Raw genomic sequence first — 13,057 nt, forward strand, 5'->3', positions numbered from 1 at the left:
TCATTTTTATGTAAATGTTGAAATTTGTGGCTCGGTGTCGGGAAAAACCTTCTTGCGTGATTATCGGAATATTCTACCATATTATGGTGCTTTTTGAAAGGTATTAAGATTTATTTCTGACATTAAAACGGCAAAGGCCCAGTAATTCGGGAACCTTTGCCATTCTGTGTTAAATAATTGTTTATTTATGTTGAGAGAAGAAGCAGTCCCCCCAGAGCCTCGATCTGGCAGGCGGTCTTTAAACAACCCCCAACAAAGCCAGAATCATAGCGAGTGCCAGAACCAGAAGCATGATTATATTAATATTGATTTTCTTCATCTGCGCATATAAGCAGCCCAGAGTCAGTGACAGAGGTACCAGTCCCTTGAAGATAGAATCCAGATACGTCTGAACTGTAATTGGATCGGCATTCTCTACGGGAATGGCAAGCGCACACTTAAAGGTAACTGTAGATGCCACCATCGCTCCGATCATAACAAGGCCCAGAATACTGGCGGCCTTTGTAAGGATCTGTATTGTTCCGCTCTTTTGCATATCCGATAAAAATGTTGTACCAAGGCTGAATCCCTTATAGGTTAAATAATACCGACAGATAAACGCTGGCACATTAAAGATCAGAAGGAAAGAAATCGGAGCCAGAATCGAACCACTGGCAGCAAAAGTTATTGCAATACTCGCGGCCAGAAGCCGTAGGACTCCCCAGAAAATTGAATCGCCGATTCCCGACATTGGTCCCATCAGGGAGGTCTTTACCGCGGAAATGGAACTGGTATCAAAGGTACTGTCCTCCGATGCTTTCTTCTCCATGGAGGCAACCAGCCCCATACAGAAGGTGGACACGTGTTGTGTCATGTTAAAATATGTAGTGTGGCGCATCAGTGCCTGGCGGTAGCCCTCCTGATCATCCTTATAGTAGCGCCGAAGAGCCGGCAGAATACTGTTAATAAATCCAACGGCATGCATTCTCACCTGTCCACCGCAGCGGCCTGATGATAAGAACATGGATCTCCAGAAAATGGAGTTCAGCATCTTTCTGTCTTCTTTTGACATTGTGTTCTGTTTCATGCGAAGAAATCCTCCTCTCTGTCAACTGGTGTTACGGCTGTTCTGGTTTCCTGAAGCTTATGAAGCTCCATATCCCGCAATGCAACCGAAATTACCAGAATAATTGCCAGTGCCGCAATGGCGACCTGCGGAAGTCCTAAATATACAACCATAATGAATCCCAGGAAGAAGTAGATTGCCAGCTGTTTGTTCCAAAGCATTTTCATAAGGATTGAAAGCCCCACTGCCGGGAGGAATTTTCCGGCGGTATTAAGTCCTGTCAGAACCACTGCCGGAATACTGTTAATCGTGGCTTCGATGGCTGCGCCGCCTGCCAGCAGACCCGCGAACATGCATAGAGCCACGATAAAGAACCGGATAAACCACATGGTAAAGTTCATGGTAATAAGACCCTTATCGTTTCCCTTTTCAGCGAGGCGGTCGATAATGGGCGCTGTGAAGTTATATAAAACATTGTTGATAATCATGAAAAGGAAGGCTGAAAAAACGCCTACCGGAACGGATAAAGCCAGCGCCGCGTCCGCGCTGATATTTTCCATAGTTGCCATAACTACTGCAAAGGTTGCCGCAGCTGCGGGCTCTGCCGAAATATTCCCCCCAATATTCACAGACCCCATGAAGATCGCCTCGACCGCGGCTCCCACAATGATTCCTGTCTTAATATCCCCTAAAAATAAACCCGTAATAAATCCGACCACGATCGGCCGCTCCGTCATGGACTGTGCAAACAGCCAGTTGCCTCCATAACAGATAAAATACGCTAATGCTGCTAAAAATGCACGTAAAACCATTTACTGTTTCCCCCTCTCTGATCAATGCCCCTTTAACAAGTCTTTTACCGGTTTTTTAGCATCACTTGGTATTACCTGCTGATATGCAGGAATATCCATGGCAGCCAATTCTTTCAGCGCCTCCAGCTCTGCCTTATTCACAATGATTGTACTTGATAATACCAGTTTCTCCGATGACGGTGACGTATCAAACCTGCCGACGTTTGCCACATTTACCGACTGTATCATGCCCGGACAGGCCTTTACGATTTTCACTGCATCAGCAATACAGTTTGTTAATACGAAAATACTGCTCTCCGCCGCTCTCGGATCATGGAACAGTTTAACCGCATCATCCACGGTCTTGATTAAAAGCTTGATTCCTGTCGGAACCGCCATCTGCAGCGACACGTTCGTCACTTCATCTGTCACCGCCTTGTCATTCGCCACCACAATTCGGTTGGTTCCGAAGGCTTTGCTCCAGACCAGCGCGATCTGACCGTGAATCAGACGGTCATCAATCCTTAACGATGGTATCATTGTCTTACCTCCTCCTAAAAAAGTCTTTTTCTGTTGTGAATACGTGATTTTTCTTCAGCTCTTCAAGCGATATGACCTCCGGCTGAGCCATCTCTATCATAGCCTTTATTTCTTCCGGTGTCTTCACATCGTCCTCCACCAGAAGGCCGACGAGAAGCGGCAGATTAATATTGGTAACAAGAACCGTCCGCTTATCGAAACCGTCTAAGACGGCCATCACCTTCTGATTTACGCTCCCGGCTTTGATATCTGTAAATATGTATGCCTCATCCCCCTCCTGCATCTCACCGAGAAACAACTCTAAATCACGCTCATAGTTCTCATCTGCCTCCCCAACATATGCATCGATAACTGTAATATCATCCGCTTTATTCAGAAACAGTTTCAGCGCCGATTTTAATCCACTGGCTATGCGGCCATGTGTTGCAATCAGTATATGTCTCACTCACACACCTCCTTTCTCCTCACACGATTAAATCAAAGCGATGTAGCGCCGTATTTCCGAATCTGGTGTATGGACAAAATACTGACTTTTAAAATTCTTTCCGCTGACCGTATTTTCAAGGATATCTCTGTCCACCTCCTTTAAGACCGTCATCATATCTTTTGACACTTGCCCCTTAACCATCTCGAAGCATTCCCGGAACTGTCTCTGAACCGCTCCCCGCTCAGGCGGATATCCGATTCCGTGGCGGCAGGAAAACAGTTCACGGAACACGTATTTCAGATTCAGATCCGCACACCATCCAAAATCTTTAGCAAACGGCATGGAAATGGCATTTCCACTGTTAATCTGTGTAAACAGAAAAGCGTCGGCAGATTCCTTCACATAGCCACAGTACACATTCGGATAGATATTGGAGGCCAGACAGGCACCCTCCCCCGTTCCGCACCCTGTGATGACAAAGTCTGCCGTTTGGCTGTTCAGCAGAATCGCTGCCAATAATCCCGCTTCCACATAGCTGATCGCATAGTCCGGATCATCCTCACTCATACCATAATTAAATGCCTCGTGCCCAAGAGGTTCTACCGTTTCCTTCAGTGTCTCAAAGATCAGTCTGTTTTTCGATACCTGGCTGCTTTCATTAATTAAAGCAATTTTCATATTGCCGTCTCCTTTCGGTCAGTCGAATTCCGCTCCCGCCGTGCTCCCAAAGGTATAACGCATGCTGGAGCCAATCATACGCATATAACTCTTAATAAAATCTTTCATGGCATCTTCACAGCGCATACACAGATCCATATAACCGTATTCCGGATTCTCTTTCAGAGCCCGGCCTGTCTCTGCTACCGCATGAGCCATGACATCTGTATTTACATTGATCTTGTTAATTCCGCAGGCAACCGCTTTTCTGATATTCTCTTCCCCTGCTCCGCTGCCTCCGTGCAGCACCAGGGGGATGTCAAGCGTATTGGCAAGCAGAGTAAGACGCTCAAAATCCAGCTTTGGAATCATCCCCTTCGGATAACTTCCATGGGCCGTACCTATGGCGACTGCCAGACAGTCGCAGTGGGTCCGCTTCACAAATTCCCTGGCCTGTTCCGGATTGGTATAATAATCACTATTGGAATCATCACCCGCGTCCGCATTGCCCACATGGCCAAGCTCCGCTTCACAGGATTTACCGCATCCGTGGGCCAGTGCTGCAATCATCTGTGTACGCCTGACATTCTCCTCAAAATCGCAGGATGAGGCATCAATCATGACGCTGGAAAAACCAGACTGCAGAGCCGTCACAAAATCCTGATATGCGGCTCCATGATCCAGGTTAAAAGCCACCGGTACCGCCGCACGTTCCGCTATGGAACGCACCATGGGCGTGAGTACATAGCTGTGTCCGTGCTCTCTCATCTGTCTCGGAGAAATATTTAAGATAATCGGCGAACACTCCTCCTCAGCACTTTCCACACATGCCTTAACCTGCTCCATATTTACACAGTTTACCGCCATCACTGCATATTTATTTTCATGGGCATGGTTCAGCATTTCTTTCATTGAAACAAACATATTACAATCCTCCCTTTTCCTTGTTTCTTACCAGTTCGGCTGCGGCCGCGGCAATATCTTCGGCTGCCATGTGAAATGCATTCAAAAGTTCCTCCAAATGGCCAATCTGTCCGAAACAGTCCTGCACTCCGATCCGTTTCATCGGTCTTGGCAGGTGCTCCGCCAGGCATTCCGCTGCAGCGCTGCCAAGTCCATTGTAAATACTCCCATTTTCCGCAGTCACCACACATCCGGTCTTTGCTGCGCTCTCTATAATAAGCCTGGTATCCAAAGGCTTTATTGTATGGATGTTGATTATCTCCGCCTGTATCTGCTGTTTTTCCAGAAGCTCCGCCGCCTTAAGCGCCTCCGCTACCATAATTCCGGACGACAGAATTGTAACATCACTTCCTTCTCTTAGTACAATTCCTTTTCCAAGTCTAAAGTCAGTCTCTTCCCCGGTAAAAATTCTGGTGGCATTGGGACGGAACAGCCGTATGTAAACAGGTGTTTCCAGATTAAGAATCTGCGGAAAAACAGCTCGCAGCTGCCGGCTGTCAACCGGTTCAAAGATTGTCATTTCCGGAATACTTCTCATGATTCCCACGTCATCCATGGCCATATGAGTGCCGCCGTTCAGCTCGGTGGTGATGCCCGGATCCGAACCGCACATTTTTACATTGCAGCCTGCGTAGGCCACGCTCTGGTTTATCTGATCACAGCAACGTCGGGAAGCAAATACTGCAAAGGTATGTGTAAACGGTATTTTCCCCATGAGTGACAGCCCTGCAGCTACGCAGATCATATTGGCCTCTGCGACTCCCACATCAAAGGTCCGGTCCGGGAATTCCTGCTGAAACTTGTCCGTAGAACCGCTTTTCATCAGATCTGCCTCCACGATTACGATGCGCGGATCTTTCCTGCCGTACTCCACAAGAAGGTCTGAGTAAACCTCCTTAAGCGGTCTTTCTTCTCTCTCATAGATCATAGACATACCTCCCGGCCTTCTATTTCTGCCAGCGCTTTCACATACATTTCTTCCGTTATATTCATACTGTGGCTCTCCAGTTTATTTTCAGCAAAATATGCGCCCTTTCCCTTTGCTGTATTTAAGATAATCATGGACGGCTTCCCCTTTGTTTTTCGGGCTGTCTCAATGGCGAAATCAATTGCTCCAATATCGTGACCATCAATACTCTGCACATGCCATCCGAATGACTCCCATTTTTTATCCAGAGGCTCCAAATCATTCACGTCCCCGATATATCCGTCAATCTGCATCTTATTATAGTCGGTAAATGCAATAAAATGATCCAGTCTTCTGCTTCCTGCAAGCATTGCCGTCTCCCAGATTAATCCTTCCTGGCTTTCCCCGTCGCCGATGATTGCATAGATAAAACAGTCCTTCTTATCCAGCTTCGCCCCCAGTGCCATCCCTGCTGCTGCCGCAAACCCTTGTCCCAGACTTCCCGTCGACATATCGATGCCTCTGGTCAGTTTCCTGTCACAGTGGCTTGGAAGCATGCTGCCGAAATGGTTCATGGTCTCAAGCTCGGAAGGATCAAGAAACCCCCGCAGTACCAGGGCCGCATAAACCACAGGTCCCGCATGGCCTTTGGAAAGCACGAACCGGTCCCGGTCGTCCCACAGCGGATCATCCGGCCGCACATTCATATGTTTAAAATACAGGACACTCATCACCTCGCAGAGAGACAATGCGCCTCCAATATGGCCTTTTCCGACCTTCGCAATACTTGTAAGCGTCAGCTTACGAATCTCTTTAGCCTTTTGTGCCAATTCTTTATTTTCTGCACAGTTCATAGAAACAACTCCTTTTCAGTAAATCGATTTTAGCAGGTCAAACACCGTCTCTTCTGTCATGAAGGCAGGAGTCAGCGAAAGCTGTGGATAATAATTCATTGCATCTTTCGCGATGCCTGAAAGTTCCTCTGCCTTCGCTCCGATTTCCCTCAAAGCGACCGGCATCTCCAATGATCTCATAAGATCACATACACCATCTGCCAAAGCTTCCACATCGATATATCCCAATGCCTCCGCCAGCGTCTGCATCTTCTTTCCCGCCTTCTCAACGCTGATCCGTATAAAAGCCGGCAGAGTAATGGCACATCCGGTTCCATGAGGAACGTGGTATCTTGCTGTCAGCGGATAGCTCAGCACATGTGCACCCGTAGTCCGTGTCTGCCCGAATGCAAGTCCCGCCAGAAGGCTGGCAGTACATAAATTCTCCCGTGCAGCTCCATCTTCCGGCAAGCGGTACGCTGTAAGCAGATTATCGAGAATCAGCTTCATCGCCTGTACAGCAAAGGAGTCACTGATCGGCTGGCTGTTTAAATTCCAATAGGCTTCTATAGCATGGCAGAATGCATCCATGCCCGTATTCGCCGTCACGCTGCGTGGCATAGTATAAGTATATTTCGGATGAATTAGGGCAAGATCGGCATAAAATTCCGGACAGACCACCGGTCTCTTTTCTCCCGTCTCCGAATCGGTATAGACCCCCACATTAGTGACCTCGCTGCCCGTTCCCGCTGTAGTAGGAATCAGAATCAGACGAACGGTTCGTTTTCCGAAGCTTTTCCCCTTTCCTGCATAGTCTCCGATCACACCGCCGGATGAAGCCAGACAGGCCGCCGCTTTGGCTGTATCCATACTGCTTCCGCCTCCGATTCCAATTACGGTTTTTGCTTCATGCTCCCGGATCATAGCCGCACATGCATTCACTGTATCTGTCGATGGATTCGGCTCAACCTTTGAAAAATAGGAAACGTCTGCATTTCCCAGTCTGTCCCCTGTCCGCCCGGCTACCCCCGATTCATAGAGAAATGGATCCGTCACTATGACTATGGATTCCCCTGCGATTTCTTCTCTGATATCCGGTTCCGCTTCTGTGAAAAGAATCCTGACGGGCATCCAGTATTGAAAACTTGAGTTCTGATTTTCCATTATTTTCCTTTCTTTCGTTTCTATTTCTTTTTTCTGTTTGTTAGTTTCTTTTCTTGACTTTATCTTAGCTGTTTTTTTACTTTTTGTCAATATTCATTCATTTTATCGCTATATTTTTAGTTATTTTTACACATTTGTAAATTATTTATGTATTTTTATTTGCTTTTTATATTTCGTTTTAATCGTTTTTTATTATTTTTCTTGCATTTTCTTTTCTTTTTCAAATACACGCCATCATTTTTACTAATATCTTTAGATATTATTTTGCAATCGAAACTTTTGCCTTACATTTTTTTCGTTTTTCTCTTGTATTTTTTACAAAAATCATGTATTCTAAAATTAAATATAAAAAAATAATATCAGAAAGTATACTTATTTCATTTTTTGTGTTTATATATGGGATATAAAAGAAGTGAATTAATAATTGGAAGATTAAATTGAAAATACGAGATAACTTTAGTTGTTAATCGATAAAGATCAGAGTAAGAAAGGATAATAAATAACTTATGAACAGCCGAGAAAAATATATTCTGCAGGCTCTGCAGCAAACCGGGTCCATATCCCTGTCTGAACTTTCCAGTACATTAGGTGTTTCGCTGGTAACGATAAGAAAAGACGTAGCAAATCTGGAGGCAAAGGAACTTGTCTCCAGGCAGCATGGCAGTGTTTCGCTACCCTATCAATATGAAAACAATCAAATCCCCTTCAGTCTTCGTGAAGCGTTTAATGAACAGGACAAAAAACTGATTGCCAAGGCAGCCGCCACTCTGATTCATCCAGATGATGCCATAGCTCTTGATTCCGGGACCACTACGTATATGATCGCCAACGAAATCAAATCCTTACCACCGGTCAATATCGTTACCAATTCTATCCGGGCCGCCATGGCACTGGAGCAAAGCCACCATACCATATTTCTCGCAGGAGGTCAGGTGCTCAGCCGCAGTATGTGTACCGTCGGCCCGGAGGCGGAAAAGATATTTTATCAGATCAGACCTGATAAGGTGTTCATCGGCACCACCGGTATTTCAAGTGATTTAAATCTGACTGCTTCCTTAAATATTGAAGTAGGTGTAAAGCAGGCTATGATTCAGGTCGCAAGACAGGTGATTCTTGTCACTTCCAGTCAGAGTTTTCACAGAAATCGGATGTTTATCTTTGGGAGTGCCTCACAGATACACTGCATTATCACAACGCATCCCGAGCCACCGGCGGAGATTCTGGAACAGATCGCAGAGCATAATATTCACCTTGTCTATGCGGATGATCCCGAATCCGTGAAGAGTCTGGAGAACTGGGATAAGAATATGGGAAGGCGGAACGGCATATAAAAATACGTAAAGATACGCAAAGATCGAGGAAGCTCAGAGCGGCATCCTCGATTTTTGCGTATTACATATTTTGTTCCTATTATTCTGCCGCCTCCAGCATATTCTCAATAAAGATCCCATACCCTCTCGTACTATCCTGAATAAACACATGAGTCACCGCCCCAATCAGCTTCCCATCCTGGATAATTGGCGAGCCTGACATTCCCTGCACAATTCCACCAGTAATTGCCAGCAGTTCCGGATCCGTCACCTTGATTACCATTCCCTTGTTCTTATGGGCAGTCGTATAATCCACCTTCTGAATCTCGATCTCATAGTCTTTTACGATTCCTGAAACATCACTCCGTATATAAGCGGTCCCCTTCTTAACGTCCTGGCGGTATCCGATTGGTATCGCGTCCGCTTTTGCGGTCTGCTTAAACCGTTCATTGACCGTACCAAATATTCCCTCTTCCGTATTGGAATGAATCGTTCCCAACACCGATCCCGGACCATAGTAGATCACTCCGCTCATGACTCCCGGCTTTCCGAAAGTTCCCTTTTCGATTCCTAAAATGGAAGTTTCATATAGTGCGCCATCCTCAATCTGGACGACTCCGCCTGTGTCACTGTCGCTGATTCCATGTCCCAGCGCACCAAAATTACCATTCATGTCAATATAAGTCATGGTTCCAATACCCTGAGTATCGTCACGGACCCAGACGCCCAACTTCGGATTTCCATCCTCTCCCTCCACCGGAGTCATCTTCACCTCAATCTCCTGATCTCCGCGTCGGACTGCTAAAACCGCCTCGCTGGTACCATTTTTGTTTAATTCTGTAACCAGCGCTTCCTTATCCTTTAAAGGTGTTCCATTAAATGCCTCAATATAGTCCCCCGACTGAAGCACTCCAAAGGCCGGCTCTACAATCATACCGTCTTTCTTCGTGATATCCCCCGTTCCAATTACCATAATCCCATCAGATTTTAAGTAAATTCCCACTGGAGTTCCGCATGGAATGGCGTATTTCGTATCCACCACATCCACCTGGATATCCTTTAGCTGGAGCCAGCCAAACAGCTTTAAGCCAATCTTGTAGCTTCCCTGATTTTCTGAATATACAGAAAACGGCTGGTTCACGGAAAGGTTAATCTGATCCGTCGGAATATTGGAACCATTACTTAAAACCACTTCCTCACTGTCTGAAGACAGCGTCACTCCAAAAGGCATGGAGAAATGAAACTGTTCTTCTTCTTCGGCTACGACATTCAGCTTGTCCGGTATCACCCACTTCATATAGAAATAAGAGAAGCCAATGCAAAACACCAGGCTCACCCAAAACGCAGCCACCACATATCTGTGGAATTTTTTTCCCGTCATCTCACATACCTCCTTATAAAAAATGAAAGGAGACAATTTTTTGCTCCTTTCATAGTATGTGAGAAATCGGTGAAAACACTCTGTCATATTTTAGTTGTAACTAATTTCTTTTAAAACCAGAATTGATTTTACGTAAAATCGTTCTTGTCAGAATTTGCATACATGATTTCTTTCTTTAGATAATTCTTTAATAATATTGCCAAAATCACTCCATTTGAAACAATTTTTATTATAATAGAAGAATGCAATTCACAGATGGCAGCAACAAACAACAATACTCGTTCCATCTTGGTAAACTTATTTTTTCCAACTCCTTCAATACTGCCGCACAACGCTATAATCGTTAAAACGGACATACAGAACTCAAACAGGATATTTCCTATATTGCCTCCAAGCATCAACAATTCCGGGTTTAAAACAAATAAAAACGGTATAATGTAAATGGGGATTGCCTTTTTAGCAGTGTAAAAGCCCAGTTTAATCGGGCTTTCACCTACCAATCCCGCCGATGCAAAAACGGCGGTTGCTACGGGGGGCGTTATACAGGAAAGAATTCCAAAATAAAAAACAAACAAATGGGCAGCTATGGGATAAACACCAAATTCCACCAACGCCGGTGCTACCAGCACACTAAGTACAATATAAACAGATGTGGTGGTCATCCCCATTCCCAATATGAGTCCGGCAATCATGGTAAATATCATCAACACAAGCTTATAACCACCGGAAAGAGCCAACAGCACAGAAGAAAACTTTAGCCCCAGCCCTGTTAGAGACAGGATTCCCACAATAATTCCTGCCACAGCACAGGCGACACTCACTGTCAATGCTCCTTTTGCCGACTGCACCATTGCCTGCCAGATATCCGGCAGTCTCATCCGTTTTTCCTTATTAAACTGGGATACAATAATTACAAGTAAGGTAGACCACATACCTGATTTTACCGGTGACCACTTCCAAATGGAAATTGTCAGAATCAAAAATATAATAGGAATCAGATAGTAAAACCCATTTACTAAAATCGGACGGCAGTCTATCTTTTCTTTATTCTTTTTTAGTCCCAGCCTGTTAGAGTGAAAATTAATGGAGATCCATATTGTCAAGTAAAAAAGGATCCCTGGTATAAGGGCTGATTTTGTCACATCTCCATATGACATGGACAGGGTCTCTGCAATAATAAACGCCGCAGTCCCCATAACCGGTGGCATAAGTTGTCCGCCAGTCCCCGAAATGGCAGAAATCGCACCGCAAAACTCATTGGAAAACCCGTCTTTTTTCATGATTGGAACCGTCATGGGACCTACCGCCATAACATTGGCTACTGCACTTCCTGAGACCATTCCAAGAAGACCGCTGGCCATAGTGTTCACTTTCGCACCACTTCCCTTTAATGAACCTAACAACGCTCCGGCCAGTTCCAAAAAGAATTTACTGGCTCCGCTGATTTCCAGAAAGCTTCCGAAAATGATGAAGATAAATATATGCCTGGCTGCTGTCCCCAGAATCGTTCCGTAGATCCCAGAGGTTTCCATCGTAAGAAAGCTGATAACTCTCTGTATGGTAAAACCGCCGGTTCCCATGCTTCCACTGATCCGATGCCCCAGCAAAGCGTAAAAAATAAAAAGAAGCGCAATCAGAGGAAGCGGCCTTCCCAGCCTTACATTTGCACAGTTTAATACAGCTGTGATTAGCACAAGGCCCACTATTAAATCCAGCTTATTCGGTCGAATTACCCGAAACGACATTCCATACCAGTTTGTAAAGACATAGACTGAGGCAAAGACAGTAACTGCCAGAACGAATATGCTCCACAAATCGATTATATTCATGCTTAACTTATTTCTGATATGGATCAATAACGTTATTGATAAGATAATACCCAAAAATAAGCTTCTCTGCTGCATCGCCGGGAAGATTCCTGTCACATATCCAAACAGCTGAATTCCTGTTAAAGCAGCACAGAGCAGAGAAATCAGTTTATCCAATCGTTTTGTTACGTCTTCAGCTTTTTTCACTTTTATCTTCCCCTGTCCTCTAAAACTTCCATGTAGTATTTAAGAGCGCCATCATGAAATGTCAGCAAGCTGCTGTTTAAATATACTTCCGTCGTTTCTTCGTTCCATTCCATGCCACTTGAATGAATCGCAGCCAGCTCATTCACATTTTCATTCAGTATTTTTGTAATCTGATATACAACTTCTTCGTCTAATTCGACATTACATGCAAGAAGCGTGTCAACCGTAAGGCAGTTCATATCTTCCGTCTGTTTTGAATAAGTATCCTTTTCGATTGTTACCGGAGTCCAGAAAGGATATTCTTTATCCAGTTTTTCAATAACTGCATCATCGATCGATAAATACACTACATCATTGGAATAATCCAGGTCTGTGACCGTAGCCTGCGGTATACCTCCTGCCATAAAAGCCACATCAATCGTTCCATCCTTTAACGCCTCCGCCTGTTCACTCGATGTCATCGGTATCATATTGGTATTATCGCTATTACAACCGTAGGCCTCCGCTACCGCCAGCGCCATATAATACGTGGTACTGCCGATTGGCGGAACTGATACAGTCTTGCCAGCCATATCCTCGTATCTCTCTACCCCGGTTCCACTGACTGTCAAACCGTATAAATAAGCTTTATGTCCAACTTGAATGGCTCTTAAATTCTTTAGTGGTTCCTCAAAACCTCTTTCTGCCTCTCCCAGTCCAGCATAATAGATTCCATCAATTGTAACGATTCCCAGATTTGCAGGGTCCTGCTCTACAAGAGTCATATTTTCAACCGGAGAACCACTGGTCGACTGTGTAACAACATTTATATCTTCCAGATATTCTGTTAAAATTTTCGCCTGGCCAGCGGCTATATAGTAATATGTTCCACCACTATTCCCCGACATGATAGAAAGATGATTCGACTTCCCCTGTTTGACTGCCCCCATCCGACTATCTGATACAGAAATGCCTATTAATGCTAAAATCAATACTATGAAGATCCAGTTGCTGTCTATTTTGACTTTCATAAATAAGCTCTCTT

At 45.0% G+C, this 13,057-nt stretch carries 13 protein-coding genes; 1 reads left to right on the forward strand and 12 read right to left on the reverse strand.

The features are described from left to right. Nucleotides 1-238: 238 nt before the first annotated feature. Genes ACLTD4_RS06750 through ACLTD4_RS06790 form a run of 9 tightly spaced genes read right to left on the reverse strand, consistent with a single transcriptional unit; the run spans nucleotide 239 to nucleotide 7,327 of the window. Complete coding sequence (locus ACLTD4_RS06750) at nucleotides 239-1,066, reverse strand: PTS system mannose/fructose/sorbose family transporter subunit IID (protein WP_055656431.1); 828 nt, start codon at nucleotides 1,064-1,066, stop codon at nucleotides 239-241. Continuing rightward, nucleotides 1,063-1,857 carry a PTS mannose/fructose/sorbose/N-acetylgalactosamine transporter subunit IIC gene (locus ACLTD4_RS06755; RefSeq protein WP_055656433.1) on the reverse strand — a complete coding sequence of 265 codons (795 nt, stop codon included), beginning with the start codon at nucleotides 1,855-1,857 and terminating at the stop codon, nucleotides 1,063-1,065. The genes ACLTD4_RS06750 and ACLTD4_RS06755 overlap by 4 nt, the downstream gene beginning before the upstream one ends. 21 nt (nucleotides 1,858-1,878) lie before the next feature. Then, nucleotides 1,879-2,376 (reverse strand): PTS system mannose/fructose/N-acetylgalactosamine-transporter subunit IIB, encoded by a 498-nt coding sequence (locus tag ACLTD4_RS06760; protein WP_055656435.1) that lies wholly within the window; start codon nucleotides 2,374-2,376, stop codon nucleotides 1,879-1,881. 4 nt (nucleotides 2,377-2,380) lie between these two features. Continuing rightward, nucleotides 2,381-2,821: a PTS sugar transporter subunit IIA gene (locus ACLTD4_RS06765; protein WP_117620967.1), complete on the reverse strand. Its 441-nt coding sequence runs from the start codon at nucleotides 2,819-2,821 to the stop codon at nucleotides 2,381-2,383. Between the two features lie 27 nt (nucleotides 2,822-2,848). After that, nucleotides 2,849-3,481, reverse strand: coding sequence for an RpiB/LacA/LacB family sugar-phosphate isomerase (locus ACLTD4_RS06770; RefSeq protein ID WP_055656439.1), 633 nt, complete (start codon nucleotides 3,479-3,481; stop codon nucleotides 2,849-2,851). Nucleotides 3,482-3,499: 18 nt separating this feature from the next. Then, complete coding sequence (locus ACLTD4_RS06775; protein WP_055656441.1) at nucleotides 3,500-4,384, reverse strand: class II fructose-bisphosphate aldolase; 885 nt, start codon at nucleotides 4,382-4,384, stop codon at nucleotides 3,500-3,502. A gap of 1 nt (nucleotide 4,385) precedes the next feature. Continuing rightward, nucleotides 4,386-5,351 carry a transketolase family protein gene (locus tag ACLTD4_RS06780; protein ID WP_242867928.1) on the reverse strand — a complete coding sequence of 322 codons (966 nt, stop codon included), beginning with the start codon at nucleotides 5,349-5,351 and terminating at the stop codon, nucleotides 4,386-4,388. After that, a complete protein-coding gene (locus ACLTD4_RS06785) occupies nucleotides 5,348-6,184 on the reverse strand; it encodes a transketolase (RefSeq protein ID WP_055656445.1) in 837 nt (278 codons plus the stop codon). Before ACLTD4_RS06785 ends, ACLTD4_RS06780 begins: the two co-directional genes overlap by 4 nt. A 15-nt stretch (nucleotides 6,185-6,199) precedes the next feature. Continuing rightward, the gene (locus ACLTD4_RS06790; protein WP_117633952.1) at nucleotides 6,200-7,327 is read right to left on the reverse strand and encodes an iron-containing alcohol dehydrogenase family protein; all 1,128 of its coding nucleotides are present in this window, start codon (nucleotides 7,325-7,327) and stop codon (nucleotides 6,200-6,202) included. A 506-nt stretch (nucleotides 7,328-7,833) separates the two neighbouring features. On the opposite strand from ACLTD4_RS06790, the gene ACLTD4_RS06795 reads away from it, so the two are divergent. Beyond that, a complete protein-coding gene (locus tag ACLTD4_RS06795; protein WP_117633950.1) occupies nucleotides 7,834-8,658 on the forward strand; it encodes a DeoR/GlpR family DNA-binding transcription regulator in 825 nt (274 codons plus the stop codon). A gap of 79 nt (nucleotides 8,659-8,737) precedes the next feature. Here ACLTD4_RS06795 and spoIVB read toward each other — a convergent pair whose 3' ends face one another. The 3 genes from spoIVB to ACLTD4_RS06810 form a co-directional block, all read right to left on the reverse strand. Next, entirely contained in the window at nucleotides 8,738-10,018 is a 1,281-nt protein-coding gene (gene spoIVB / locus ACLTD4_RS06800; RefSeq protein WP_117633949.1) for a SpoIVB peptidase, read from the reverse strand. Nucleotides 10,019-10,146: 128 nt separating this feature from the next. Then, a complete protein-coding gene (locus ACLTD4_RS06805) occupies nucleotides 10,147-12,033 on the reverse strand; it encodes a TRAP transporter permease (RefSeq protein WP_181988586.1) in 1,887 nt (628 codons plus the stop codon). A 2-nt stretch (nucleotides 12,034-12,035) separates the two neighbouring features. Beyond that, a complete protein-coding gene (locus ACLTD4_RS06810) occupies nucleotides 12,036-13,043 on the reverse strand; it encodes a TAXI family TRAP transporter solute-binding subunit (RefSeq protein WP_117633947.1) in 1,008 nt (335 codons plus the stop codon). Nucleotides 13,044-13,057: the final 14 nt, after the last annotated feature.

The sequence above is a fragment of the Hungatella sp. genome (genome assembly GCF_046966825.1).

Coding starts and splice junctions, on each gene's coding strand:
- ACLTD4_RS06790 (WP_117633952.1), bottom strand. CDS start 7,327: ATGGAAAATCAGAACTCAAGTTTTCAATACTGGATGCCCGTCAGGATT.
- ACLTD4_RS06795 (WP_117633950.1), top strand. CDS start 7,834: ATGAACAGCCGAGAAAAATATATTCTGCAGGCTCTGCAGCAAACCGGG.
- ACLTD4_RS06760 (WP_055656435.1), bottom strand. CDS start 2,376: ATGATACCATCGTTAAGGATTGATGACCGTCTGATTCACGGTCAGATC.
- ACLTD4_RS06755 (WP_055656433.1), bottom strand. CDS start 1,857: ATGGTTTTACGTGCATTTTTAGCAGCATTAGCGTATTTTATCTGTTAT.
- spoIVB (WP_117633949.1), bottom strand. CDS start 10,018: ATGACGGGAAAAAAATTCCACAGATATGTGGTGGCTGCGTTTTGGGTG.
- ACLTD4_RS06750 (WP_055656431.1), bottom strand. CDS start 1,066: ATGAAACAGAACACAATGTCAAAAGAAGACAGAAAGATGCTGAACTCC.
- ACLTD4_RS06785 (WP_055656445.1), bottom strand. CDS start 6,184: ATGAACTGTGCAGAAAATAAAGAATTGGCACAAAAGGCTAAAGAGATT.
- ACLTD4_RS06770 (WP_055656439.1), bottom strand. CDS start 3,481: ATGAAAATTGCTTTAATTAATGAAAGCAGCCAGGTATCGAAAAACAGA.
- ACLTD4_RS06780 (WP_242867928.1), bottom strand. CDS start 5,351: ATGATCTATGAGAGAGAAGAAAGACCGCTTAAGGAGGTTTACTCAGAC.
- ACLTD4_RS06810 (WP_117633947.1), bottom strand. CDS start 13,043: ATGAAAGTCAAAATAGACAGCAACTGGATCTTCATAGTATTGATTTTA.
- ACLTD4_RS06775 (WP_055656441.1), bottom strand. CDS start 4,384: ATGTTTGTTTCAATGAAAGAAATGCTGAACCATGCCCATGAAAATAAA.